Source organism: Kribbella sandramycini (assembly GCF_013131805.1).
In the GTDB taxonomy this organism is placed as follows: Bacteria; Actinomycetota; Actinomycetes; order Propionibacteriales; family Kribbellaceae; genus Kribbella; species Kribbella sandramycini.
Map to the genome: position 1 here is coordinate 145,667 of NZ_JABJRC010000007.1, position 22,776 is coordinate 168,442.

The 22,776-nt window shown below is 69.9% G+C and carries 24 protein-coding genes; 7 read left to right on the forward strand and 17 right to left on the reverse strand.

All coding sequences use genetic code 11. The features are described 5' to 3' along the window. Positions 1–19 precede the first annotated feature (19 nt). From coaD to HPO96_RS26345, 4 genes are read right to left on the reverse strand one after another with little or no spacing between them, the layout of a single operon-like run. Entirely contained in the window at positions 20–493 is a 474-nt protein-coding gene (coaD, locus tag HPO96_RS26330) for a pantetheine-phosphate adenylyltransferase (RefSeq protein WP_171677023.1), read from the reverse strand. Next, complete coding sequence (gene rsmD / locus HPO96_RS26335) at positions 486–1,046, reverse strand: 16S rRNA (guanine(966)-N(2))-methyltransferase RsmD (RefSeq protein WP_171677024.1); 561 nt, start codon at positions 1,044–1,046, stop codon at positions 486–488. The genes coaD and rsmD overlap by 8 nt, the downstream gene beginning before the upstream one ends. Beyond that, positions 1,043–3,283, reverse strand: a complete 2,241-nt coding sequence (recG, locus tag HPO96_RS26340; RefSeq protein WP_171677025.1) for an ATP-dependent DNA helicase RecG — start codon at positions 3,281–3,283, stop codon at positions 1,043–1,045. Before recG ends, rsmD begins: the two co-directional genes overlap by 4 nt. Further along, entirely contained in the window at positions 3,280–4,896 is a 1,617-nt protein-coding gene (locus HPO96_RS26345; RefSeq protein ID WP_171677026.1) for a DAK2 domain-containing protein, read from the reverse strand. Before HPO96_RS26345 ends, recG begins: the two co-directional genes overlap by 4 nt. Positions 4,897–5,022: 126 nt before the next feature. Here HPO96_RS26345 and HPO96_RS26350 point away from each other — a divergent pair, with 126 nt between their 5' ends. Further along, the gene (locus tag HPO96_RS26350; RefSeq protein ID WP_337796816.1) at positions 5,023–6,009 is read left to right on the forward strand and encodes an SAM-dependent methyltransferase; all 987 of its coding nucleotides are present in this window, start codon (positions 5,023–5,025) and stop codon (positions 6,007–6,009) included. 174 nt (positions 6,010–6,183) lie between these two features. Here the strand turns inward: HPO96_RS26350 and rpmB are convergent, their stop codons facing one another. From rpmB to HPO96_RS26375, 5 genes are all read right to left on the reverse strand, one after another. After that, complete coding sequence (rpmB, locus tag HPO96_RS26355) at positions 6,184–6,405, reverse strand: 50S ribosomal protein L28 (protein WP_171677027.1); 222 nt, start codon at positions 6,403–6,405, stop codon at positions 6,184–6,186. Between the two features lie 84 nt (positions 6,406–6,489). Beyond that, complete coding sequence (locus tag HPO96_RS26360; RefSeq protein WP_171677028.1) at positions 6,490–8,472, reverse strand: aldo/keto reductase; 1,983 nt, start codon at positions 8,470–8,472, stop codon at positions 6,490–6,492. Positions 8,473–8,499: 27 nt separating this feature from the next. After that, the gene (locus HPO96_RS26365) at positions 8,500–9,327 is read right to left on the reverse strand and encodes a carbohydrate ABC transporter permease (protein WP_171677029.1); all 828 of its coding nucleotides are present in this window, start codon (positions 9,325–9,327) and stop codon (positions 8,500–8,502) included. Continuing rightward, entirely contained in the window at positions 9,317–10,279 is a 963-nt protein-coding gene (locus tag HPO96_RS26370) for a carbohydrate ABC transporter permease (RefSeq protein WP_171677030.1), read from the reverse strand. Before HPO96_RS26370 ends, HPO96_RS26365 begins: the two co-directional genes overlap by 11 nt. Further along, positions 10,279–11,556, reverse strand: coding sequence for an ABC transporter substrate-binding protein (locus HPO96_RS26375; RefSeq protein ID WP_171677031.1), 1,278 nt, complete (start codon positions 11,554–11,556; stop codon positions 10,279–10,281). Before HPO96_RS26375 ends, HPO96_RS26370 begins: the two co-directional genes overlap by 1 nt. A 123-nt stretch (positions 11,557–11,679) precedes the next feature. Here HPO96_RS26375 and HPO96_RS26380 point away from each other — a divergent pair, with 123 nt between their 5' ends. Then, complete coding sequence (locus tag HPO96_RS26380) at positions 11,680–12,294, forward strand: HAD-IA family hydrolase (RefSeq protein WP_171677032.1); 615 nt, start codon at positions 11,680–11,682, stop codon at positions 12,292–12,294. Positions 12,295–12,296: 2 nt separating this feature from the next. Here HPO96_RS26380 and HPO96_RS26385 read toward each other — a convergent pair whose 3' ends face one another. Then, positions 12,297–12,557, reverse strand: a complete 261-nt coding sequence (locus tag HPO96_RS26385) for a helix-turn-helix domain-containing protein (protein WP_171677033.1) — start codon at positions 12,555–12,557, stop codon at positions 12,297–12,299. Between the two features lie 63 nt (positions 12,558–12,620). Between HPO96_RS26385 and map the strand changes: the two genes are divergently transcribed. Continuing rightward, entirely contained in the window at positions 12,621–13,391 is a 771-nt protein-coding gene (gene map, locus HPO96_RS26390; RefSeq protein ID WP_171677034.1) for a type I methionyl aminopeptidase, read from the forward strand. Here map and HPO96_RS26395 read toward each other — a convergent pair. Then, positions 13,375–14,496, reverse strand: a complete 1,122-nt coding sequence (locus HPO96_RS26395) for an MFS transporter (protein WP_171677035.1) — start codon at positions 14,494–14,496, stop codon at positions 13,375–13,377. The two genes, map and HPO96_RS26395, sit on opposite strands and share 17 nt — an antisense overlap. Continuing rightward, positions 14,493–15,107, reverse strand: coding sequence for an HAD-IA family hydrolase (locus tag HPO96_RS26400; RefSeq protein WP_337796817.1), 615 nt, complete (start codon positions 15,105–15,107; stop codon positions 14,493–14,495). The genes HPO96_RS26395 and HPO96_RS26400 overlap by 4 nt, the downstream gene beginning before the upstream one ends. Positions 15,108–15,155: 48 nt before the next feature. Here HPO96_RS26400 and HPO96_RS26405 point away from each other — a divergent pair, with 48 nt between their 5' ends. Further along, entirely contained in the window at positions 15,156–16,316 is a 1,161-nt protein-coding gene (locus HPO96_RS26405) for an ROK family transcriptional regulator (protein WP_171677037.1), read from the forward strand. Here HPO96_RS26405 and HPO96_RS26410 read toward each other — a convergent pair. The 3 genes from HPO96_RS26410 to HPO96_RS26420 all read right to left on the reverse strand — a co-directional run bounded on the left by HPO96_RS26410 (position 16,294) and on the right by HPO96_RS26420 (position 18,861). Continuing rightward, the gene (locus HPO96_RS26410; protein WP_171677038.1) at positions 16,294–16,923 is read right to left on the reverse strand and encodes a DinB family protein; all 630 of its coding nucleotides are present in this window, start codon (positions 16,921–16,923) and stop codon (positions 16,294–16,296) included. The two genes, HPO96_RS26405 and HPO96_RS26410, sit on opposite strands and share 23 nt — an antisense overlap. After that, a complete protein-coding gene (gene thiD, locus HPO96_RS26415; RefSeq protein WP_171677039.1) occupies positions 16,920–17,729 on the reverse strand; it encodes a bifunctional hydroxymethylpyrimidine kinase/phosphomethylpyrimidine kinase in 810 nt (269 codons plus the stop codon). The genes HPO96_RS26410 and thiD overlap by 4 nt, the downstream gene beginning before the upstream one ends. A gap of 169 nt (positions 17,730–17,898) precedes the next feature. Beyond that, positions 17,899–18,861 carry a thiamine-phosphate kinase gene (locus HPO96_RS26420; protein WP_171677040.1) on the reverse strand — a complete coding sequence of 321 codons (963 nt, stop codon included), beginning with the start codon at positions 18,859–18,861 and terminating at the stop codon, positions 17,899–17,901. Between the two features lie 131 nt (positions 18,862–18,992). Here HPO96_RS26420 and HPO96_RS26425 point away from each other — a divergent pair, with 131 nt between their 5' ends. From HPO96_RS26425 to HPO96_RS26435, 3 genes are read left to right on the forward strand one after another with little or no spacing between them, the layout of a single operon-like run. Then, the gene (locus HPO96_RS26425) at positions 18,993–19,229 is read left to right on the forward strand and encodes an Lrp/AsnC family transcriptional regulator (RefSeq protein ID WP_026163142.1); all 237 of its coding nucleotides are present in this window, start codon (positions 18,993–18,995) and stop codon (positions 19,227–19,229) included. 21 nt (positions 19,230–19,250) lie between these two features. Then, on the forward strand, positions 19,251–19,706 hold the full coding sequence (locus tag HPO96_RS26430) for a DUF3515 domain-containing protein (RefSeq protein WP_171677041.1): 456 nt from the start codon (positions 19,251–19,253) through the stop codon (positions 19,704–19,706). A 57-nt stretch (positions 19,707–19,763) separates the two neighbouring features. After that, positions 19,764–20,435, forward strand: a complete 672-nt coding sequence (locus HPO96_RS26435) for a DUF4129 domain-containing protein (RefSeq protein ID WP_171677042.1) — start codon at positions 19,764–19,766, stop codon at positions 20,433–20,435. Here the strand turns inward: HPO96_RS26435 and HPO96_RS26440 are convergent. After that, positions 20,398–21,510, reverse strand: coding sequence for a D-alanine--D-alanine ligase (locus HPO96_RS26440; protein WP_171677043.1), 1,113 nt, complete (start codon positions 21,508–21,510; stop codon positions 20,398–20,400). The genes HPO96_RS26435 and HPO96_RS26440 overlap by 38 nt on opposite strands. 16 nt (positions 21,511–21,526) lie before the next feature. Continuing rightward, positions 21,527–22,735: a cytochrome P450 gene (locus tag HPO96_RS26445; protein WP_171677044.1), complete on the reverse strand. Its 1,209-nt coding sequence runs from the start codon at positions 22,733–22,735 to the stop codon at positions 21,527–21,529. Between the last annotated feature and the right edge of the window lie 41 nt (positions 22,736–22,776).

Sequence of the window (22,776 nt, forward strand, 5' to 3'; positions counted from 1 at the left end):
CGACACCCAATTCGGGGCCTCAGCGGTGTTTCTCCCGTAACCGTGCGTGAACATCCGGCGTCACGAACGAGCTGACGTCGCCGCCCAGTTCGGCGATCTCCTTGACCCAGCTGGAGGAGATGAAACTGTGCTCGGCGGCGGCCGGCAGGAAGACCGTGTCGACGCCGGTCAGCCGGCGGTTCAGATGCGCCATCTGGAGCTCGTAGTCGTAGTCGGCGGCCGTCCGCAGGCCCTTCACGATCACGCTCGCGCCCTGCGCCCGGCAGTAGTCGACGAGCAGCCCCTCGAAGGTGCCGACGGTGACGTTGGCGAACGGCGCGGCCAGCTCGGTGAGCATCTCGACCCGCTCGGCGTCGCTGAACAGCCGCTGCTTGGTCGAGTTCACCCCGGCGGCGACGACCACCTCGTCGTACGCCGCGGCCGCCCGGGCGACGACGTCCAGGTGCCCGATCGTGGGCGGGTCGAAGGTGCCGGGAAAGACCGCCTTAGCCATGCCGGTGACCGTACCAAAGCCGGGCCTCGCCGTACTTGCGGTCGCGGAGCGCCGCGAACCCGTCGGGCCACTCCCAGGGCTCGCGCTTACCGCGCTCGACGACGACGATCGCATCCGCCGCGAACCAGCCACCGGCCGTCAGCGCGACCAGGATGTCCTGCAGTTCGGCGGTCTCCAGCCGGTACGGCGGATCGGCGTACAGCAGGTCGAATTCGGCCGGGGGCGCGCCCGCCGCCAGCTTCTCGGCCGGCCGCAGGACGACGCTCGCCCCGGGCAGCCCGACCACCTTGAGATTCGCCGTGATCACGTCGGCCGCCTTGCGATCCGACTCGACCATCAGCACATTCGCGGCGCCCCGGGACAGCGCCTCCAGCCCGATCGCGCCGGAGCCTGAGTACAGGTCGAGCACGGCGAGCCCGTCGAAACTGCCGAACTCGGTCTCGAGCGACGAGAACAGCGCCTCGCGGACCCGGTCCGTGGTCGGGCGCGTCCCTGTCCCCGGCGGGACGGCGATCCGCCGGCCGCCCGCCACTCCCCCGATGATCCGGCTCACGTTTTCTCCAAGTACTCGGTCGAGGCGGACTCCAGGGCCTGGCGAACGAACGCGCGCAGCGCCGGGTACTCGGCCAGCTCGGCATCGACCGAGACAATCGAGTTCGCCACGTGCCGGGCGGTCAGGATGACGTCCTCGTCGCGGAGCACGCTGAGCAGTTTCAGGCTGGTCCGCCGGCCGGACTGCGCGACGCCCAGCACGTCGCCCTCGCGGCGCGTCTCCAGGTCGATCCGGGACAGCTCGAAACCGTCCGTCGTCGAGGCGACCGCATCCAGCCGCTCGTACGACTTCGACCCCGCCCAGAGATCGGTGACGAGCAGGCAGAGCCCGGGCACCTTGCCCCGGCCGACCCGGCCGCGGAGCTGATGCAACTGGGAGATGCCGAACCGGTCGGCGTCCATGATCACCATCGTGGACGCGTTCGGGACGTCGACGCCCACCTCGATCACCGTCGTCGCGATCAGCACGTCGACCTCGCCGGCCGCGAACCGGGTCATCACGGCGTCCTTCTCGTCGGCCGGGAGCCGGCCGTGCAGCACCTCGACCTTGAGGTCGGGCAAGATCTCGGCCAGCGCCTCGGAGACCTGCAGGACCGAGATCGGCGGCCGGGACTGCTTCTTCGGGCCCTCGTCGTCCCCGGCGACGAACTCGCCCTCCTCGTCGGCGGCGTTCTTCACGTCGTCGCCGATCCGCGGGCAGACGACGTACGCCTGGTGGCCCTTGCCGACCTCCTCGCGGACCCGCGCCCAGGCGCGCTGCAACCAGTCCGGCTTCTCCTTGGCGGGGACGACCGAGGACTGGATCGGCGAGCGGCCGGCCGGCAGCTGGGTCAGCGTCGAGACGGCCAGGTCACCGAAGACCGTCATCGCGACCGTCCGCGGGATCGGGGTGGCCGTCATCACCAGCACATGCGGGGTGTTCTCACCGGACTTCGCGCTCAGCGCGGCCCGCTGCTCGACGCCGAACCGGTGCTGCTCGTCGACCACGACGAGCCCGAGATCGGCGAACTGGACCTTGTCCTCGAGCAGCGCGTGCGTGCCGACGACGATCCCGGCAGCACCGCCGGCCGCGTCGAGCATCGCCGCGCGCCGGGACGCCGCGTTCAGCGAACCGGTCAGCAGGCCGACCTTGGTCGCGTGCTCCGCGCCGCCGAGCATGCCCTGCTCGGCGAGGTCGCCGAGCATCTTGGTCAGCGTCTTGTGGTGCTGGGTCGCGAGCACCTCGGTCGGCGCGAGCAGGACCGCCTGGCCGCCGTTGTCGACCACCGAGAGCATCGCCCGCAGCGCGACCACGGTCTTACCGGAGCCGACCTCGCCCTGCAGCAGCCGGTGCATCGGGTGCGGCCGGGCCAGGTCGGCGAAGATCTCCTCGCCGACCTCGGCCTGGCCCTCGGTGAGCGCGAACGGCAGCCGGGCGTCGAACTCGTCGAGCAGCCCGCCGGCCGCGCGCGGACGAGGGACAGCGTTCAGCGCGTCCGTCACCGCACGGCGCTGGGCGAGGATCGTCTGCATCACCAGCGCCTCCTCGAACCGGAAGCGCTTCTGCGCGGCGTCGATGTCCTTCTCGGTGTCCGGCAGATGCACCTTGCGGAGCGCGTCGACCAGGTCGAGCAGCTTCTCCTGGCGCCGGATCAGCGCCGGCACCGGGTCGTCGAGCTCGTCCTCCAGGCTGTCCAGGACGATCTTCACACTGCGCTCGATCGTTGCAGTCGGCAACTTCGCGGTCGCCGGGTAGAGCGGCCGGAACGGCCGCGCCCGGCGCTCGATCTCGGCCTCGGTGAGATCCTCGTCGTCGAGGATCTCGGTACCCGGTCCCTTGAGCTGCATGATGTCGCGGAACATCGTCACCTCACCCCAGAACAGGGCGGCGGTGCCGGGCGTCAGCTTGGTGGCCAGCCAGGGCTGGTTGAAGAAGGCCAGCTCCAGGTCGCGTTCGCCGTCGGTGACCACGACCTTGGTCAGCGTCTTGCGCCGGCTCCATTTCTGGACGTCGGTGAGCGGGATCTCGGCCTTGGTGTCCAGCGAGCGCACGGTCACCTTCTTGACCCGGCCGTTGACCGTCGCCTGGTCGCCGACCTCGAGGTCGCGGAACGGCGTCAGCTCGCCCTTCTTCAGGTACCGGCGCGGATAGTGCCGCAGCAGGTCGCCGACGGTCTCGATGGCGAGCACGTCCGCGAACGTCTTGGCCGTCTTGGCTCCGACCAGGTCGCGGAGCTTACGGTCCATGTCAATCTTCATTCCACCCCGATCAGCAACGGGTACCTTTCCTGGCCACCGTCGTACACCACGACATCGACATCTTTGCGCTGCCGGCGGACATGGCGCTCCAGTGTCGCGGCCAGCTCAGGCTCCGCGTCGCGGCCGGTGACGATCGTCAGCAGCTCGCCGCCACCGCCCAGCAGCCGATCGACGACGCCGATCGCGGCGTCGGTGAGCTCCTCGGTGATCAGCGCGAAATCGCCGTCCACCACGCCGAGCGCGTCGCCGATCCGGCACCGGCCGGCCATCGTCCAGGCGTCCTTGACGGCGACCGTGACCGCGCCGTGCCGGGTCTGCCCGGCGGCGGCCGACTGGTGGACGACGTCGTCGTCGAAGCTGCTCGCGGGGTCGTGGACGGCGATCGCGGCCAGCCCCTGGACCTGGGCCCGGGTCGGGATGACCGCGACCCGGCGGCCGTCCTGACGGGCGGCGGTGGCGGCGGCCTCGGCGACCGCGATGGTGTCCTTGTCGTTCGGCAGCAGCACGATCTCGAGCGCCTGGGACTTCTCGATCGCGGTCAGCAGCTCGCCGGTCGAGCAGCGCCGTCCGGGCCCGCCGACGACGACCTGCGCGCCGGACTCGGTGAACAACTCGGCCAGGCCTTCGCCCGCAACGACGGCGATCACCGCGCGGCCGGGCGCCGGCTCGTGGTGGTGCTGGTCCTCGAAGTGGGTGACGCGGATCCGGTGCGGGCGGCCGATCTCGATCCCGCGTTCGACCGCGGCGCCGATGTCGTCGGTGTGCACGTGCACGTTCCAGAGGCCGTCGCCGCCGACCACGACGACCGAGTCGCCCAGGCCGGTCAGCTGCTGCCGGAAGGCGCCGATGGCGTCGTCCGGCGCGTCCAGCAGGTACATGACCTCGTACGCCGGACCGTCCGCGCCGAGGTCTCCAGCGGCGTCCTGGGGCTGCACACGGGCCGGTACGTCGACGTGCACGGTCCGGCCGGTCAGCACGGACTCCATCGCCCCGAGGATCACGACCAGGCCCGCTCCCCCGGCGTCCACGACGCCCGCCCGCCGGAGTACGTCGAGCTGTTCGGTCGTCTTGGTGAGGGCGTGCCGGGCGGAGGCGACCGCGGCCAGGCAGACGTCGGCGAGGCTCTTGCCGTCGTTCGCGGCCGTCATCGCGCCGGTGGCGGCGGCTCGGGCGACGGTGAGCATGGTGCCTTCGACGGGCTCGGCGACCGCGCCGTACGCGGCGTCGGCGGCGTAGGTGAGGGCGTCGGCGAAGGCGGCCGCCTCACTCATCCGGGGGTCTGCGAGGACGCCGTCCGCGGCGTGCGCGCGCGGGAGGTTCTCGGCCAGCCGCATGCCGCAGGCGCGGACGAGCTGGGAGGTGATCACGCCGGAGTTGCCACGAGCGCCGAGCAGCGCGCCCCGGCCGAACGCCTGGACTGCCTCGGCGAAGGTCAGCTTTCCCTTGGGCAGCGCCTCGCAGGCCGCCTCCCAGGTCAGGTAGAGGTTGGTGCCGGTGTCGCCGTCCGGGACCGGGTACACGTTCAGCTCGTCGATCTCGCTGCGCGCCCGCCCGAGCTCCGCCAGCGCGGTCCGCGCCCAGGCGCGCAACACCTCGACCGTCAGTTCCTCCACGCCCGGAAGGCTAGCGCGCCGAACGACAGGAGGTAGTGCGGCCGGGCCCGTCGGCCCGAGCGTGCGGGCACCGCCCGGGAGCCGCCGGGAGGCGACTACCTCCTGTCCTTCGGTACGGTCAGGGGCGTGAGCGTGTTGTTCTCGGCGGCGGCCGACAGTTACGAGTGGGCCGTTCGGGAGATCCGGGGCGAGTTCGGGAAGGTGCCTGTCCAGCGGGTGGGGGCGGATATCGGGCGGGTGAGCGGGCCGGACGTCTCCGAGCTGGCGGCGGCTTGTGGTGCCGGGCGGATCATGTTCGTGCGGCACCTGACCCGGGAGGTCGGCGGGTTCGAGGAGTTGCCGCCGTCGTACGAGCTGGCCGAGCTGATCCTGGGTGAGTTGCCGGAGTATCCGAAGGCGCTCGCGGTGCAGGCGTGGACCGATCGGGCCGGGACCGGCGGGTCGTACTTCCACCGGATCTCCGAGGCGCTGGCCGAGCGCGGCGTGGAGGTGACGCGGTCGGGGCAGGAGTGGGTCGTCTCGTGTTTCGAAGGGCCGCGGGCGGTGCTGCTCGGGGTGAACCGGCTCACCGACAGCTTGTCGGACTGGCCGGGCGGCCGGATGCGGCTGGCGCGCGGCGAGGAGCGGGTGTCCCGGTCGGAGTTCAAACTCGAAGAGGCGATCGCGACCTTCGGGCTGAAACTGCCGAACGGCGGCAAGGCGGTCGACCTGGGCGCTTCCCCAGGCGGCTGGACGCGGATCCTGCGGCTGCACGGCCAGGAGGTCTGGTCGGTCGACCCCGGCTACCTGGACGACCGGCTGCGTGGCGATCGCGGGATCCATCACGCCGCAACGACGGCCGGACGGTTCTTCGCGGACAACCGGGTCCGGTTCGACGTGGCCGTGAACGACATGCGGATGGACCAGGTGCTGAGCGCGCGGATGATGATCGACGCCGCCGGGCACCTCCGCCGCGGCGGCCTCGCGGTCGTCACCCTCAAGGGCGGCGGCAAGAACCCGCTGGACGGCGCCCGCCGCGGCATCGCCGAGCTGCGCGCCGGGTACGACGTCCTGCACGCTCGCCAGCTGCACCACAACCGCAACGAGATCACCGTGGTGGCGCGACGCCGGTAAACACGACAAGGCGCCTCGGTCCGAGACCGAGGCGCCTTAGCCAAGCCCTACACGGAAGGGGGTGCGGGTGGCGGAGCCCCCGCTCGCGGCAAGCGAAGCGCAGCCGCACAACAGGACGAGGGGCCACGCCGAAGCGCGACAGCGCGAGCAGGGATGACCCCCGCCCCGAGTCGACTAGCCGACGACGCGCTGGACCTTGCCGGCCTTGATGCAGGACGTGCAGACCTTCATGCGGGTCGGGGTGCCCTTGATGATGGCCCGGACCGGCTGGATGTTGGGGTTGAAACGACGCGGCGTACGAGCCTTGACGCGCCGGATCATCGCGCCCTTACCCAGGCGGGCAACGCTGTTGCCGAACTTCGGCTGCTTGCCGCAGACATCGCAAATCTTAGACATGATTCTCCGTGTTCAGGGTCTTGACACCGACAGACCATGTTACATGGGTGTCACTGCTCGACCAATTCGGTCCACCGGCTCAGCTCACGCCGTGAGGTACGCCACTTCTTCGTCGGTCAGCTCGATGCTCAGACCAGGGGTCGAGGTCCGCGTCTCGCTGAGGTGCCGCGGCCCGATCAGCGGGAACACCGGGTACGGCTGGTGCAACAGCCAGGCCAGTGCGATCGCCGTCGGCTCGACTCCCTTGGCGGACGCGAGCTCCCGGGCCCGGTCCAGCCTACGGAAGTTCTCGTCGGAGTAGAAACAGCGGACCAGCTCCTCGTCCGAGCGGTCCTCCGGTTTCGCCCGTCCGGTGAAGAATCCACGGGCCTGGCTCGACCACGGGAAGAGCGCGACCTGACGCTCCCGCAGCCAGGCCTGGGAGTCGTCGTCCGACACATGCCTGCAGCCGGCCCACGGGACGTCGTACGCCCGGGCGAGGCTGAGGTGGTTGCTGAGCAGGGTGAACGGCTGCTTGCCGTTGGCCGCGGCGTACGCGTTGGCCTCGTCGAAGCGGGCGGTGGTCCAGTTGGAGCCGCCGTACGCCTTGATCCGGCCGGCCTTGAAGTGCTCGTCGAGGACGTCGACGAACTCCCCGACCGGGATCTCCTCGTTGTCGCGGTGCATCAGGTAGAGGTCGACGTGATCGGTCTGCAGCCGGTCGAGGCTCTCGTGCAGCTGCCGGGTGATCGACTCCGGGTCGCAGTGCGGGGTGTGCGCGCCCTTGCCGATGACGACGACCTCGTCTCGGTTGCCGCGGGTCTTGATCCACTGCCCGAGCAGCCGCTCGCCGTACCCGCCGCTGTAGATGTACGCCGTGTCGAACGTCGTCCCGCCGCGTTCGACGAAGTCGTCGAAGACCGTGGCCGCGTGGGTCAGGCTGTGCTGGTTGTCGACGCCCATCACCAGGCGCGAGACCTGCTTGTCGAGGCCGGGGACGGTCCCGTACTTCATCGGGGCATCCGGGCGTTCGGCCAGTGGACGGCCGCTTGCGGTCGGGATGGCGGCGTCGTCACGCTCGATCGCGTACTGCTGGCCGATCGCGGCCCGCCAGGCGTCCTGGACCGTGAGGTTGCCGAGGGTGTCGGCCCAGCTCATCTCCGGGGCCTGCCGGTCGGCGATGGCTGCGGCGACCGCTTCGGCCTCGGCCGCGTAGATGAGCGCGGGCTCGGCGGAGATCTCCCGCACGTCCTCCCCCACCCGGTGCAGCGTGACGTGCGTCGGTTTGCCGTCGCCGCCGAACCACGGGTCCTCGACGATCAGGTAGCCCTTGCTGCCGACGATGCGCAGCTGGTTCTGATCGCCGAGGCGGACGCCGGTGGTCACGTGTGCGGTGACGCCGCCGTCGAAGAACAAGGTGGCGGCGGTCCACTCGTCGGCACCGGTCTCGCCGACCGTCCCGACCGCGTTCACGGCGGCCGGTTCGGCGTACGGGAGGCCGGTGGCGGCGCCAGCGATCAGACGGGCGTAGGAGACCGGGTAGCCGCCGACGTCCAGGATGCCGCCGCCGGCCAGCTCGTCGGCGTAGATGCGGCTGGTGGGGTTGAAGGAGGCGTTGAAGGCGAACGTCGCCTCGATCTGGTGCACCTTGCCGAGCTCGCCGTCGCGGACCAGCTGGGCGACCAGCTTGGTCTGCGGGAGGCAGCGGTACATGTACGCCTCCATCAGGAAGACGTCGTTGCGGACGGCGGCCTCGATGATCGCTTCCGCCCAGTCGCGGTTGATGGCCAGCGGCTTCTCGCAGAGCACGTGCTTACCGGCGTCCGCGGCCTTGATGGCCCATTCGGGGTGCATGGGGTGCGGGGTGGCGACGTAGACGGCGTCGACGGTCTTGTCGGCGAGCAGCGCGTCGTACGAGCCGTGGCGGTTGGGGATGTCGAACCGGTTGCCGAAGTCTTCGGCCGAGGCGAGCGACCGGCTGCCGACGGCGACGACCTCGTTGGCCGGCGACGTCGGCACCTGGTCGGCGAACCGGGACGCGATGTTCCCGGTCCCGAGGATGCCCCAGCGGAGTTTGCTGTCAGTCAAAACAAGTCCTCTTCACAGGTTGTGAGGTCAGAATTTCATCGCGCCGGCCGCGAGGTCCGCGATGAACGAGCGGGCTCCGATCAGGAAGACCCCGATCAAGGGGATCACGCTCATCAGCGCGCCCGCCATCACCATCGAGTAATCGGTGCCGTAGATCCCGTTCAGCTGGTCGAGGGCGACCTGCAGCGTGAGGCGGTTCGGGTCCGTCATCACGATCAGCGGCCACAGGTAGTCGTTCCAGACGTTGATGAAGGTGAAGATGCCGAGGAAGGCCAGGCCGGGGCGCAGGACCGGCAGGCCGACGGTCAGGTACTGCCGGAAGAAGCCGGCGCCGTCCACCTTGGCGGCCGAGATCAGCTCGTCCGGGATCGCGCCTTTGGCGTACTGGCGCATCCAGAAGATGCCGAACGCGTTCGCGGCGCCGGGGATGATGAGCGCCTTCAGCGACCCGATCCAGCCGAACTGGGCCAGCGTGACGAACTGCGGCACCAGCGACAGCTGCGCCGGGATCATGAAGGTCGCGAGCAGCAGGCCGAACAAGACGTTCCGGCCGGGGAACTCGTACTTCGCGAACGCGAACGCGGCCAGCGAGTCGAAGAACAGCACCAGCACGGTGACCGACAGCGCGGCCACCAGCGTGAGCAGCATCGAGCCGAAGAAGTCGACGTTGTCGAGCACCTTGCCCATGTTCTCGAACAGGTGCGAGCCGATCACCAGTTTCGGCGGGTAGGCGAAGATGTCGGGCGTGGTGTTGGAGGCCATCACGACCATCCAGTAGAACGGGAACAGCGAGACCGCGACGCCGAGCATCAGGACGACGTGGCCGGTGATCGTGCGGATGCGCTCAACGGACATCGGCGGTCTCCTTCTGCTGCTTGATCCGGCGCTCCGCCCGGCGGCGGGCCCGGCTGGTGACGCGTTCGTCGTCGTTCCCGCCGATCAGCCGCCAGTTGATGATGCTGAACAGCACGATCAGCACGAACAGGGCCCAGCCGATCGCGGCGCCGTACCCGAACTGGTTCTTGATGAACGCGCTCTGGTAGAGGTACGACACGATCGTCATCCCGGCGTCGCCCGGGCCGCCGATGTTGCTGGTGTCGCCGAACAGCACCCGGGACTCGGTGAAGATCTGCAGCCCGCCGATCGTCGAGGTGACCGCAGTGAACAGGATCACCGGGCGCAACATCGGGACGGTGATCCGCCAGAAGGTCTGGCGCGAGCTGGCGCCGTCCACCTTGGCGGCCTCGTAGACATCGGCGGAGATCGCCTGCAGGCCGGCCAGGAAGATGATCGCGTTGTACCCGACCCAGCGCCAGGTGACGATGGTCGCGATCGCGATCTTGATCCCCCAGGGCTGCGTCAGCCACTCGACCTTGCCGAGGCCGATCGACTGCAGGAACGCGTTCAGCAGGCCGAAGTTGTTGCTGAAGATCGACCCGAAGACCAGCGTCACCGCGACCACCGAGGTGACGTTGGGGACGAAGTACGCGATCCGGTAGAAGGTGCGGAACCGGGTCGCGTTGTGCAGCGCGTTCGCGATCACCAGCGCCAGCAACAGCATCGGGACGGTCGACAGCACCCAGATGATCATCGTGTTGCCGATGGTCTGCCAGAACTTCGGATCCGTGACCAGGTAGTGGTACTGCTCCAGGCCGACCCATTGCATCGGGCCGATGCCGTCCCAGGAGTGGAACGAGATCCAGATCGAGAACAGGACCGGGAACGCGCCGAAGATCGCGAACAGGATGAAGAACGGCGAGATCGCCGCGTACTGCGGCAACGCCTGCCGAATCCGGTTCACCGCCATCAGATCGCCCCCGCCCGCGTCAACTCCCGCTCGATCTGTTCCTGAGCGTCGTTCCAGGCCTGATCCGGCGATTTGCCGCCGGTCTCGACGATGACGAGTTGCGCGCTGAGCTGGTCGCCGATGATCGAGTCGTACGGCGAGAAGTAGGCGCCGGGGTACTTCTTCGCGGACTCGGCGAACACGTCGACGATCCGCTGGCCGCCGAAGAACTCGTCCGGCGCAGTCAGTCTCGGGTCCGTGTACGACGCCGGCGTGGACGGGAACAGCACCGGGTCGAGGAACGCCTCGGCCTGGTTCTGCGCCGACTCCAGCCAACTGATGAAGGCGAACGCCGCCTCCGGGTTCTTGCAGTACTTCGTGATCGCCAGGAACGATCCGCCGCGGTTGCCGGCGCCACCAGGAGCCGCCGCCACCCGCCAGTTGCCCTTGGTCTTCGGGGCCGCGTTCTTCGGTCCGAGCTGCGCCCACCAGACCGCAGCGTTGAACGCGACCAACCTCCCGTTGGTGACGACGGCGTCGGCGTCCGTCGAACCGTCCTGGGCGTTGGCCGACAGGCCCTCGCGGACGACGCGGATCGCCAGATCGAAGGCCTCGCGGACGTGGTCCTGGTCGCCGAGGTACCGGCCGTCGGCGGTCATGTACCGCTGCGGCTGCTGCGCCATCCGGTAGGCGAAGACGCTGTTCACGTTGTCGGTGATCGCGGCGCCGGGGATCGCCTGCTGGATCTTCTTGCCGAGCGCGATGTAGCTGTCCCAGTCGGGCGCCTGCTGCGCGACGGCGGCCGGGTCGATGTCGACCCCGGCCTTCTCGAACAGGTCGCTGCGGTAGAAGAGCGCGGTCGGGCCGGTGTCCATCGGGTAGGCCATCATCTTGCCCTGCGGGGTGACGCCGAGTTTCCACTTCCAGGCCAGGAAGTCGTTCTCGCGCTCCTTGGCGCCGAGCTCGGACAGGTCGTGGAACTGGTCGGCGTTCGGGAAGTAGGTGGCGACGTCGTCGTTGATCGCGACGATGTCCGGGACCAGCGACTTGCCGGCCAGCGCGGTCAGCACCTTGGTCTTGTAGTTGCTGCCGATCCGGGTCATCGACAGTTTCAGGCCGTCGTAGCCGGGAATGCCTTTCTCGGCCTGGCCGATCAGGTCGTCGTTCACGGACCCGACCCAGGTCCACATGGTCAGCTCGCTCGCGCTCCCGAGTGAGCTGCGCGATCCACACCCGGTCAGTCCGGCGACGGCGGCGCCGGTTCCGGCTGCGAGGAACGTCCTTCTGCTCAGCGGCATACGCCTCACCTGGCGCTTTCTTGTTGGATTTCGCCGGAAGGTGTCCAGATATGTTTACGTAGCCATTAGGTAAGCGCATGCCGACTGAACCGGTCAAGGGGTGCGGGCTGACAGGATGGGCGCATGACGCCCGCGATCACCACGGTCCTGTTCGACGCCGACGGCGTACTCCAGCGCGGCACGCGGGACTGGGCGGCCCGCCTGCACGCCATGGCCCCGGCCGACGGCGAGGCCTTCGTCAACGACCTGATGCGCTCCGAGCGGCCGGCGATCGTCGGCAAGGAAGACTTCCCGGAGGCCCTGGCCGCCGTCCTGAGCCGCTGGAACGTCACCGACCCGCTGGAGTCCGCGCTGGAGCCGTGGCACTGGTTCGCCGCCGACCCCGAGGTGACCGCGCTGATCCAAGGGTTGCGGGCCGCCGGGATCGGGTGTCACCTGGCGACCAACCAGCACGCCTACCGGCGCGACATCATGGCCGTCGAGCGCAACTACGGCGCCCTCTTCGACCAGAGCTTCTACTCCTGTGACCTCGGCCTCGCCAAACCCGACCCGGCCTACTTCCAGGCCATCCTGGCAGCCGTCGACGAGCCCGCCTCCGCGATCCTCTTCATCGACGACCTCCCGGCGAACGTCGAAGGCGCCCGCTCAGTAGGTATCCACGCCGAGGTCTTCGACCTGGTCGCCACCACCCCAGCCACCCTGGCCGAACTCCTGCGGTCGTACGGCCTCCCCAGTTAGATTCAGGTCGCGACTGCGGCCGGCTGGTTGATCTGGGCCCAGAGGGTGTCGAGCGACAGGCCCAGGACCTCGGCGAGGGCGGCGATGGTCGGGAACGCCGGGGTGGAGATGCGGCCGGACTCGATCTTGCGCAGGGTTTCGGGGGAGATCTCGGCGGCCAGGGCGATGTCGAGTATCGAGCGGGGGCCGCGGGCCTCGCGCAGCAGGGCGCCGAGGCGCTGGCCGCGTTCGAGTTCGGCGGGGGTGAGGGGGAGCCGGACCATGTGACCAATGATAGTACCGTTATAGTTTGGCCGGTATAGTTATTGGCATGGCGGAGGGTTTCGATGATTGAGATCTTGAGTCCGGTCGAGGTCGATCGGGGGCGGGTGACCGGCGGGATCGTCGGCGGCATCCTGGCGACGCTGCGGGAGCGGTGTGCGGTCGGGGTGAACCTGCTGGAGGTCGATCGGTGGACGCGGGAGCTGATCGAGGCGGCCGGCGCGACGTCGTGTTACGTGGACTACGAGGCCTCGTTCGGGAAGGGGCCGTTCGGGCACTACATCTGCACAGCGGTGAACGACGCCGTCCTGCACGGGAAGCCGTTCGACTACGCGCTGGCCGATGGCGACCTGCTGACGCTGGATCTGGCGGTGCTCAAGGACGGCGTGGCGGCCGATGCGGCGATCAGCTTCGTGGTGGGCCCGACGCAGTCCGCAGAGAGCCTCGCGCTGATCGACGCGACCGAGCGCGCACTCGCGGCGGGGATCGCGACCGCCGGTCCGGAGGCGCGGATCGGGGACATCTCGGCCGCGATCGGCGCGGTGCTGAGTGCCGCCGGGTACCCGATCAACACCGAGTTCGGCGGCCACGGGATCGGGTCGACCATGCATCAGGATCCGCACGTGTCGAACACGGGCCGGGCCGGCCGTGGTTACAAGCTGCGGCCGGGGCTGCTGCTGGCGCTGGAGCCGTGGGTGATGGCCGACACCGACAAACTGGTCACCGACGAGGACGGCTGGACGCTTCGCAGCGCGACCGGCTGTCTGACCGCCCACACCGAGCACACGATCGCCATCACCGACGACGGGGCCGAGATCCTCACCGTGCCAAGGTAGGCGTCCGCACCGGCGCCGGACGCCGGCTCAACACGAACAGCGCCACCAGCAACGGAATGGTGATCAGGTACGCCGTTCGCAGGTCGACGACCCGGGCCAGCCCGGCCAGCGCGGCCGGGGTGATCAGGATGGCCGTGCCGGATGCCAGCGCGCCCAGCCCGGCCAGACGGGTCGGGTTGAGCCCCGGCGTGGCCACCAAGGCCGCGAGCGTGACCGGGTAGAGCGGGGCGACGCCGATGCCCGCAATGACCAGTCCGGCGGCGATGATCGCAGGCGTGTCGGGCAGGCTGACCAATAGGGTGCCGACGATGGCCACAGCCCCGCCGAAAACGACAGGTGGCACCGAGCGGTAGTGGACCGGCCCGATCGCTCGCCCGACGGCCATTCCGACCGGGAACGACGTACCCAGCAAGGCAGCGACCGGAAGCGACAGACCGGACGCAGCCAACCGGGCAACCGCCCACACCACGAAGCAGAACTCGACGCCGACGGCCAGCACGACCCGCAGCCAGGCCAGGAACACCGTCCGCCCGACCGGATGCCCAGTGGGCGCCTCGGCCGGCTCCGGCGGCGTGCTGTCCGCACCCTTGAAGAACGCAAGGGCCAGCAACGGCGGTACGGCGACCACCATCGCCACCCGCCCAGTGATGCCGAGCGCATCGACGACGCCGATCGTCAGCGGCGCGAGGATGCCGGCCGCGCTCGCCACGGCGTTGACCCGGCTGAGCCGGGCTGCGGCTGTCGGGCCGTGCAGCATCAGCGGCGCGACCAGCACCAGCAACGCACCGCCCAGACCGACACACAGCCCGCCAACGACCACGAGCGAGTACGCCGGCGCCAGCGCGATCAGCGCACCGCCGGCCGCACAGATCACCGACCCGATCCGCAGGACGACGGAGATCGACCGCGTCCGCAGCAGCATCGGACCGACGACGGCAATCACGACCAGCCCGACCGCGAACGCCGATGACAGCAGCGCCAGCCGACCGGTCGGCTCATCCAGGTCCCGGGCCAGGATCGCGACACAGGCGCCGAGCCCGGCGAGCAGATAGCCCAGCGCGGAGAGGCTGATCCCGATCTGGGCCGCCTCGGCCCGGGCGTTCATTCGGTAAACAGCTGGACGAGCCGGTGCAGATCAGGGAGCCGGATGTCGGCCGGGATGCCCTTCACGCCGGCAGTGGTGGCACCCGAAGCCTTACCCGCGGCCAGACCGACCGGGGTGTCCTCGACGACCAGGCAGTCCGCGATCGGCACACTCAGCAACTCGGCCGCCCGCAGGTAGCCCTCCGGATCCGGCTTGCCGTGGCTGACGTCGTCGATCGTGACCAGGACCGACGGCGCGATCCCCGCGGCGTCGAGCCGGACCTTCGCCAGCTGCGCGGGCGCGCTCGTGTAGATCGCCCACGGCACGCCGATCCGCTCCAGCGTCGCGATCAGCTCCAGTGCGCCCGCGGTCGGGACGACGTCGGACACGTCGTCCACCTCGAGCTGCAGGACCCGGGCATTGGCCGCCACCCGCTCGGCCGCCGACAGGTCGGGCCGCAGTTGCGCGATGGTCGCGGCGGCCGGATTGCCGTGCGCGACCGCGAGCACCTCGGCGACCGGTACGCCGTACTCCGTCCCCCACGTGCTCCAGCTCCGATCGACGACCGCGTCGGAATCGACCAGCGTCCCGTCCATGTCGAACAGCACGGCGCGGATCTCCCGGACGTTCACAGCACCTCCCATTAAACTCGTACTCCGAGCATAAGATAGAAGGATCGTATGACTCCAGCCCGCCGCGGACAATGGCAGACGGCCGCCGAGGTGCTCACGCAGGTGAGCCGCCGGCCGGGGATCACCCGTGCCGCGGTCGCGCGCGAGCTGCGGCTGAGCACGAGCTCGGCGACCGAGGTGACCGCGAAACTACGGGACGTGCGGCTGCTCGCCGAGGCGCCGGCGCCGAGTCAGGGCCGCGGCCGGCCGACAACCCTGCTCCGCGCGCACCCCCAGGGCCCGGTGGCGCTGGCGCTCGACCTAAGGCAGAGCAACTGGCGCAGCGCGGTCGTGGCGCTCGACGGCACCTTCCTGAGCCAGACCGACCGACGGCACCGCACTCGGCGCGCCGAGGTCGTACTCGACCACCTGCACCGCGCGGTGCGCGAAGCCCAGGAGCAGTACGGCGAGCGGCTGCAGGCGGTTGGTCTGGCCGTTCCGGGCACGCTGCGCGACAACCGGCTGCTGCTGCAAGCCTCAGCACCGGAGTGGTTCGAGATGGACCTGGAAATCGTCACAGTCGGCACGGGCGTCTCCTTGCTGGCCGGGAACGACGCAACCCTCAGCGGGGTGGCCGAAGCCCGTACCGGCGCCGCAGTAGGCGCCGGAACCGCACTCCACCTCATCATCGAAGCCGGTATCGGCGGGACGCTCCTGATCGACGGCGTCCCCGTGCTGGGCGCTTCGGGCGCGGCCGGCGAGTTCGGCCACACCCCGTTCGGCGACCGCTCCCGACAGTGCCTCTGCGGGGCCCGCGGCTGCTGGAACCTCGAAATCGACGGCCGCGCCCTGGCTCACCACCTGCACGACCCCGACCCCGACGACCCACACGCCTACACCGAAGCGATCCTCCAGCGCACCGACCCAACTGCCCGCCGCGCTGTCGAACGAGTAGCCACCGCCATCGCCGCCGGCATCGCGGGCCTGGTCAACTCCCACGACCCCGACGTGGTCACTCTCGGCGGCCTCGCCGTTCCCCTGCGCGCCGCAGCACCCGAAGCCTTCGAAGCCACCTATCTCGAAGGCCTGATGACCTTCCGCCGCCCCACTCCTCCGCCCATCCGCACGGCCGCCCACCAAGCCGACGGTCCCCTGCGCGGAGCCGCCGCCCTGGCCCTCGACCATCTGACGAGCGAGCAGGCGGTAGCTACGTGGGCAGCTGCTCAGTAGCCACTTCTTCCGTTTCCGCTTCGCCCTCGACCGGCTCCGGTTTGGGCTTGGGGACGATCGGCGGCTCGACCTTCGCCAGGATCGTGACGATGTCGTGTTTGTGGTGCTGGATCTCGTGGGCGGTGTGGCGGATGACCCAGCCGAGGGTGCGCGGCATCCGGACCGGGTAGTTGTAGAGGCCCAGCTTGCCCAGCTGGGGTGGAGTCAGCACGCGGGCGGCGGCGCCGAACTCGCGGGCGAAGCCGACCAGGGCGGCGGCAACCTCCATCGGGTCCTGGTGTTCGTACTTGGCCTGCTTGACCCGGCCGGTGCGGTCCATCGGGGCGTAGACCGGCCTGTCCTCAGCCAGGCACTGGGCGATCCGGAGCCGCTGCACTTCGAGGACGTCGCGCACGTGGCAGGCGTACTCGATCGCCGACCATACATCGGGCTCAGGGCGCAGGCGGACGACGTTCGGGTCCGGCCCGGCGGCCGCTTTGGTCAGGGCCATGCTGCACTCCGCTGACTGCCGGACGAGCAGGGTCACGGTGCCCTGCAGATCGCCCGTGTCGTAGTTGAAGCCGCACTGCTCGCAGTACCCGTCAACCGGGGGCTGCTGCTTCGTCAACTGCCACTCCCTCGAAATCTCCACGCGTGGTCGACCGGTCCGATCCCGCCGCCGAGTGCGAACCCGGCCGCGATCGCACCGGTCACGTACTCCTTCGCGGCGCCGACCGCGCTCTCCATGTCGTGCCCGCGGGCCAAGTACGACGCGATCGCGCTGGCCAACGTACAACCGGTGCCATGCGTGTGCCGGTTGTCGGCCCGCACCGCACTGTAGGCCCGACGGACGCCGGGGCCGTGCAAGACATCAACCGACGCCGCCCCCAGATCATGCCCGCCCTTGACCAGCACCCAGGACGCACCGGACTCCAGCAACGTCTTGGCGGCCAGATCGCGGTCCTCCACCGTCTCCAGCTCCACACCGGCCACCGGGCCGAGCTCTGTCAGGTTCGGCGTCAGCACGGTCGCCAGCGGCACGATCTCGGACCGCACCGCCTCCATCGCGTCCGCAGCCAGTAGCGAGTCGCCGTGCTTCGACACCGACACTGGATCGACCACCACCGGTACGGACGGCGGTAGCGTGCGCAGCAGCGCCGCAACGACCCGCACCATGGACGCCGACGCCAGCATGCCCGTCTTGACCGCATCGACGCCGATGTCGTCCACCACACTGCGGAACTGCGCCTGCACCTGCTCCTCCGGCAGCTCCCACGCCCCCTGGACGCCGAGGCTGTTCTGCGCGGTGATCGCGGTCAGCACACTCATCCCATGGACGCCGGTGGCCAGCATCGCCTTCAGATCGGCCTGGATCCCGGCGCCACCGCCGGAGTCCGATCCGGCGATGGTGAGTACTCGTGGCGGTCGACTCATCCTCAAGAGCCTATCGGTGAACTCCACGCCGTAGCGAGGAGGTGCTCGGTGCGGTGCATCGGCGTGCGGGGGCGGAGGGTTCGATGCGGCGCATCGTGCCCTGTGCACCCGTGCGGCGAGGTGCCGTGCCGAGTGCCCCGCAGTAGGCGTGGAGTTCACCGATAGGCTCTCAGCTCCTGAAGTGGGCGTGGCCGGTCGCGGCGGCGTACGGCGCGCCGTCGACGGTGACGGTACCGGCCGGACGATCCTCATTGCCTTCGGCAACCGAACCGATGACGGTCCAGCCCTCCGGGACGTCGGCCGGCTCGAACGTGCCGACCAGCGCGTGGTCCTCACCGCCGGTCAGCACGAAACTCATCGCATCGACGCCGGTCGCGGCCGCCACCGCCTGCAGCGGCTCCGGCACCACCAGCGCCGACGTGTGCACGTCGATGACCACCTGACTCGCGACCGCGAGATGCCCAAGGTCGGACAGCAGCCCGTCGCTGACGTCACACATCGACGATGCGCCCGCGATCGCCGCGCGCGGCCCCTCGGCGTACGGCGGTTGCGGACGCCGATGCGCGTCGACAACCGTCCGCGGCGACCGGAAACCCCGTGTCAGCACGGTGTAACCCGCTTCGGCCCACCCGAGCCGACCTGCCACGGCCACCTCGTCACCGGGCCGTGCGCCGGAGCGCAGTACGGCCGAGCGCCCCTCCAGCGAGCCGAACGCCGTCACCGCGATGACGATCTTCTCCGACTGGACCGTGTCACCGCCGACGATCGCCGCGCCGACCAGCTCACACTCGTCTGCGAGCCCTTGGTACAGCTCCTGCACCCACGAGACCGCCAGCTCCGCCGGACCGCCGAACCCGATCACCAGCGAGGTCGGCCGCGCCCCCATCGCCGCGACATCGGCCAAGTTCTGCGCGGCGGCCTTACGACCCACGTCGTACGCCGACGACCAGTCCTGGCGGAAGTGGCGGCCCTCCACCAGCAGGTCGGTCGTGATCACCATCCGGCCGTCGGGCACCGCGACGACGGCGGCGTCGTCACCCGGCCCGACCAAGACGTCCGCACTGGCGGCAAGCGGCTTGGTGACGGCCTCGATCAGGCCGAACTCACCCGTGCTCCCCAACGTCTCTGTCACGTCAACAAGACCTCCCATGTACCCGAACGGAGTCTAGGCGGTACCGTGACACGGCAACGAAGAGTACGCCCGGCCGGCGTGCAGTACCGTGGCCGGTGCCCCCAGCTGAGGACGACTGAGTGGAGAACGACGTGGTGGTCCAGGCCTACATCCTGATCCAGACCGAGGTCGGCAAAGCAGCCGATGTCGCAGCCCAGATCGCCGAGGTCCAGGGCGTCACCCTGGCCGAGGACGTCACCGGCCCGTACGACGTGATCGTCCGCGCGGAGGCCCGTAACGTCGACGAGCTCGGCAAGCTGGTGGTCGCCAAGGTGCAGAACGTGCCGGGGATCACCCGCACGCTGACCTGCCCGGTCGTCCACATCTGACCCGAGGTTCCGCTCCCCCGCATGCCCAAGCTCTTCCCCGCTGCACTCGGCCTGCTCCTGCTGGCCGGGTGCAGCACAGGGCCCGCGCCCGTGCCCGTCCCGTCGCCCGGCCCCGAGATCGCGGCCGCCTGCACGACGCTGGTGCAGGCGATGCCGGCGAAGGTCCTGGACGAGCAGCGCCGCGCCACCGAACCGGTCAGCCCGCTGACGACGGCGTACGGCGATCCGGCGATCGAGGTGACCTGCGGCGTCGCCCAGCCGGCCGAGATGGCCGACGCGCAGTCGCAGTGTTTCGAGGTGAACGGCGTCGGCTGGTTCGCCAAGCAGGTCGGGAACGGCTTCATCTTCACCACGATCGGCCGCAAGCTCAACCTCGAAATCGCCGTCCCGAACCGCTACGCCCCCGAGGCCAACGCGCTGACCGACGTCTCGGACGTCATCCAGCAGCACAACACGATCGTCTTCCCCTGCACGTAAGGGCAGCTTCCGGCCAACCGCGCCGCGTGCGCCCTGTCTACCTTCTACCCTGCCGACATGAGGGGGAAGGGCGCCGCCGTGCTCGTCACCGGCTGCGCGGTGGCCGCGATCGTCATCCTGGCCGCCTCCAGCGGTTCGGTCGATCCGCTCGACGAGCGTCCGCCGCGCCCGCCGCTGCCGACGCGGACGCCGCTCGACCGCGGCACCCCACCGCCGCGCGAAACCGCGGCCGCGCTGCCGGAGTGGTTCAACCTGGTCATCACCGTCGGGCTGGTGATGATCGCCGTCCTGTTCGGCCTGCTGCTCGTCTGGGCCCTGTACGCCGGGCTGCGCCGTCGCCGCGACACGGCCAAGGTCGCCGAGGTCGAGCGGGTCCGCGCCGAGCGCCTCGCCGCAGCAGTCGAGACCGGCCTGACGCGAGTCGAGAGCGGCACACCGGACGATGCCGTGATCGCCTGCTGGGTCGCCCTCGAACAAGCGGCCGCGGCGGTCGAGCTCGACCGGCGGCCCGCCGAGACCCCGGCCGAGTTCACCACCCGCGTCTTCAGCACCGTCGACGTCTCGCACGACGATCTCGACACCCTGGCCGCGCTCTACCGCGAGGCGCGCTACTCGACGCACCCGAGTTCGGAGGCGTCCCGCGTTGCCGCTCGGGAAGCCCTGCAGCGCCTGCAACAGGCGCTGCGCGCAGTCAGCGCAGGCCGGTTCGCCGGGTGGTCGCGAGCGTGATCAGCCGGTCCACCAGCGCGGGGTAGTCCAGCCCGGACGCCGCCCAGAGCAGCGGGAACATGCTCTTCGGCGTGAACCCCGGCATGGTGTTGATCTCGTTCACGACCACACGGCCGTCGGGCTCCACGAAGAAGTCGACCCGGGCCAGCCCTTCACCCTCGATCGCCGCGAACGCCGTCAGCGCCTGCGCCCGGATCGTCGCCGCGAGCTCCGCGGGCAGGTCGGCCGGGATCGACAGCGCCGCGAAGTCGTCCCCCTCGGGCAGGTACTTGGTCTCGAAGTCGTAGAACTCGTGCCCGCCGCCGGAGACCGTGATCTCACCGCAGATACTCGCCTCGGGCCCGGCCGGCCCGTCGAGGACCGCGACCTCGATCTCCCGCGGGCTCCGGGCCGCCGCCTCGACGAGCACCTTCGGATCGTGGGCCTGCGCGGCCGCGACGGCGTCGGCCAGCTCATCGGCCGAGTTCACCTTGCTGATCCCGAGACTCGACCCGCCGCGGGCGGGTTTCACGAACACCGGGTAGCCGAGCGCGGCGACGGCGTCCCGGCTCGCCTGCGGGTCGCGCGTCCAGTCCCGATCGCGGATCACGACGTACGGCGTGATCGCCAGCCCGGCGGCCTGCAGCACGACCTTCATGAAGTGCTTGTCCATCCCGACCGCGCTGGCCAGGACGCCGGAGCCGACGTACCGGATGTCGGACATCTCCAGCAGCCCCTGGATCGTGCCGTCCTCACCCCACGGGCCGTGCAGCAGCGGGAAGACGACGTCGACCTCGCCCAGGGTGTTCGGCACCGAGCCCGGGTCGTTGACCACGAGCTCGCGGTTCGCGCCGAACAGCACCGGGAGCGCGGTGACGTCGACCTCCGGCAGCTTGCCGTCGGTGATCGACAGCCGGTCCGGGTCGCCGCTCTCCAGCACCCAGTGGCCGCTGGTGCTGATCCCGATCGGGATCACGTCGTACTTGTCCCGGTCGATCGCCTGCAGGACGTTCGCGGCGGTCACACAGGAGATCGCGTGCTCACTCGACCGGCCGCCGAAGACGACCGCGACCCGGGGTTTGCGCTGTTCGTTCACCCGCTCGACTGTAGCTTCACTCCCAGGTGACCGGCAGGGCGGTGACGCCGTACACCAGGCTGTTGTTCTTGAACCGGATCTCCTCGAAGGGGACGGCCAGGCGCAGCGTCGGGATCCGGGTGTAGAGCCGACTGAAGACCTCCTGGAGCTCGACCCGGGCGAGTTGCTGACCGATGCATTGGTGCGGGCCGAAGCCGAAGGCGATGTGGGCCGCGCCCGTCCGCTCCAGATCCAGCTCGTCGGGGTTCTCGAACACCGACTCGTCCCGGTTGGCCGCCGACAGCGCCGCGATCAGGTAGTCACCGGCCTCGATCGATGCCGGCCCGGCCTCCAGGTCGTCGAGAACGTGCCGGAACAGACCGAACTGGACGACGGACAGATAGCGCAACAGCTCCTCGACCGCGGACGCCGCGAGCTCGGGCCGGTCGCGCAGCGCCGCGAGCTGGCCGGGCTCACGGAGCAGCGCAAGCGTGCTGAGCGCGATCATGTTCGCGGTCGTCTCGTGTCCGGCGATCAACAGCGTGAACCCGATCGAGACCAGCTCCTCGATCGTGACGTTCTCGCGCAACTCCTCGCCGCGGGTGATCACCCGCGACAGCAGATCGTCCTCGCGCTTGGCCTGCTTGGCCATCACCAGCCCGGCGATGTACTCGGTCAGCTCCCCCGAGACCTTCTCCATCACCGCGGGATCGGTGTCGATCGCGACCAGCACGGCGCCGCGCTCCTGGAAGACCGCGCGATCGGCGTACGGGACGCCGAGCAGTTCGCAGATCACCAGCGACGGGATCGGCAGCGCGAACATCTCGACCAGGTCGACCGGTCCGCCGGCGGCGAGCATCGCGTCGATGTGCTCGTCGACCAGCTTCGCGATCCGCGGCCGCATCGCCTCCATCCGCTTCACCGCGAACTCGGTCGCCAGCAGCCGCCGCAACCTCCGGTGCGCCGGCCCGTCGACCTGCAGGATCGATCCTGTCTCGGCCACCCGCTCCAGGTCGGCGTCCACCACGACGTGATCGGACGGCGCGAGCCGCGAGCTGAGCCGGCCGTCGCGCAGCACGGTCTTGACGTCGTCGTACCGGCTGATCACCCAGGCGTCGACGCCGACCGGCGTGGAGACCTTCGAGGGCGCCACCCGCTCGCGGAGCTCGGTGTAGCCGGTGGCCGGGGCGAACGGGCAGCCGGTCGGCCGCTCCGTCGGGAAGGCGGGTCTCGGGGTGTCGGTCATCCGCGCTGCCTCTCAGTCGAATATGGAAGTGACTACCATAT

Bases quoted from the DNA above. Each gene is read 5' to 3' on its own strand.
- HPO96_RS26365 (WP_171677029.1), bottom strand. From the start codon at position 9,327: ATGTCCGTTGAGCGCATCCGCACGATCACCGGCCACGTCGTCCTGATG.
- HPO96_RS26430 (WP_171677041.1), top strand. From the start codon at position 19,251: ATGCCCAAGCTCTTCCCCGCTGCACTCGGCCTGCTCCTGCTGGCCGGG.
- HPO96_RS26435 (WP_171677042.1), top strand. From the start codon at position 19,764: ATGAGGGGGAAGGGCGCCGCCGTGCTCGTCACCGGCTGCGCGGTGGCC.
- HPO96_RS26395 (WP_171677035.1), bottom strand. From the start codon at position 14,496: ATGAACGCCCGGGCCGAGGCGGCCCAGATCGGGATCAGCCTCTCCGCG.
- thiD (WP_171677039.1), bottom strand. From the start codon at position 17,729: ATGAGTCGACCGCCACGAGTACTCACCATCGCCGGATCGGACTCCGGC.
- HPO96_RS26380 (WP_171677032.1), top strand. From the start codon at position 11,680: ATGACGCCCGCGATCACCACGGTCCTGTTCGACGCCGACGGCGTACTC.
- HPO96_RS26370 (WP_171677030.1), bottom strand. From the start codon at position 10,279: ATGGCGGTGAACCGGATTCGGCAGGCGTTGCCGCAGTACGCGGCGATC.
- coaD (WP_171677023.1), bottom strand. From the start codon at position 493: ATGGCTAAGGCGGTCTTTCCCGGCACCTTCGACCCGCCCACGATCGGG.
- recG (WP_171677025.1), bottom strand. From the start codon at position 3,283: ATGAAGATTGACATGGACCGTAAGCTCCGCGACCTGGTCGGAGCCAAG.
- HPO96_RS26445 (WP_171677044.1), bottom strand. From the start codon at position 22,735: ATGACCGACACCCCGAGACCCGCCTTCCCGACGGAGCGGCCGACCGGC.
- rpmB (WP_171677027.1), bottom strand. From the start codon at position 6,405: ATGTCTAAGATTTGCGATGTCTGCGGCAAGCAGCCGAAGTTCGGCAAC.
- map (WP_171677034.1), top strand. From the start codon at position 12,621: ATGATTGAGATCTTGAGTCCGGTCGAGGTCGATCGGGGGCGGGTGACC.
- HPO96_RS26385 (WP_171677033.1), bottom strand. From the start codon at position 12,557: ATGGTCCGGCTCCCCCTCACCCCCGCCGAACTCGAACGCGGCCAGCGC.
- HPO96_RS26405 (WP_171677037.1), top strand. From the start codon at position 15,156: ATGACTCCAGCCCGCCGCGGACAATGGCAGACGGCCGCCGAGGTGCTC.
- HPO96_RS26375 (WP_171677031.1), bottom strand. From the start codon at position 11,556: ATGCCGCTGAGCAGAAGGACGTTCCTCGCAGCCGGAACCGGCGCCGCC.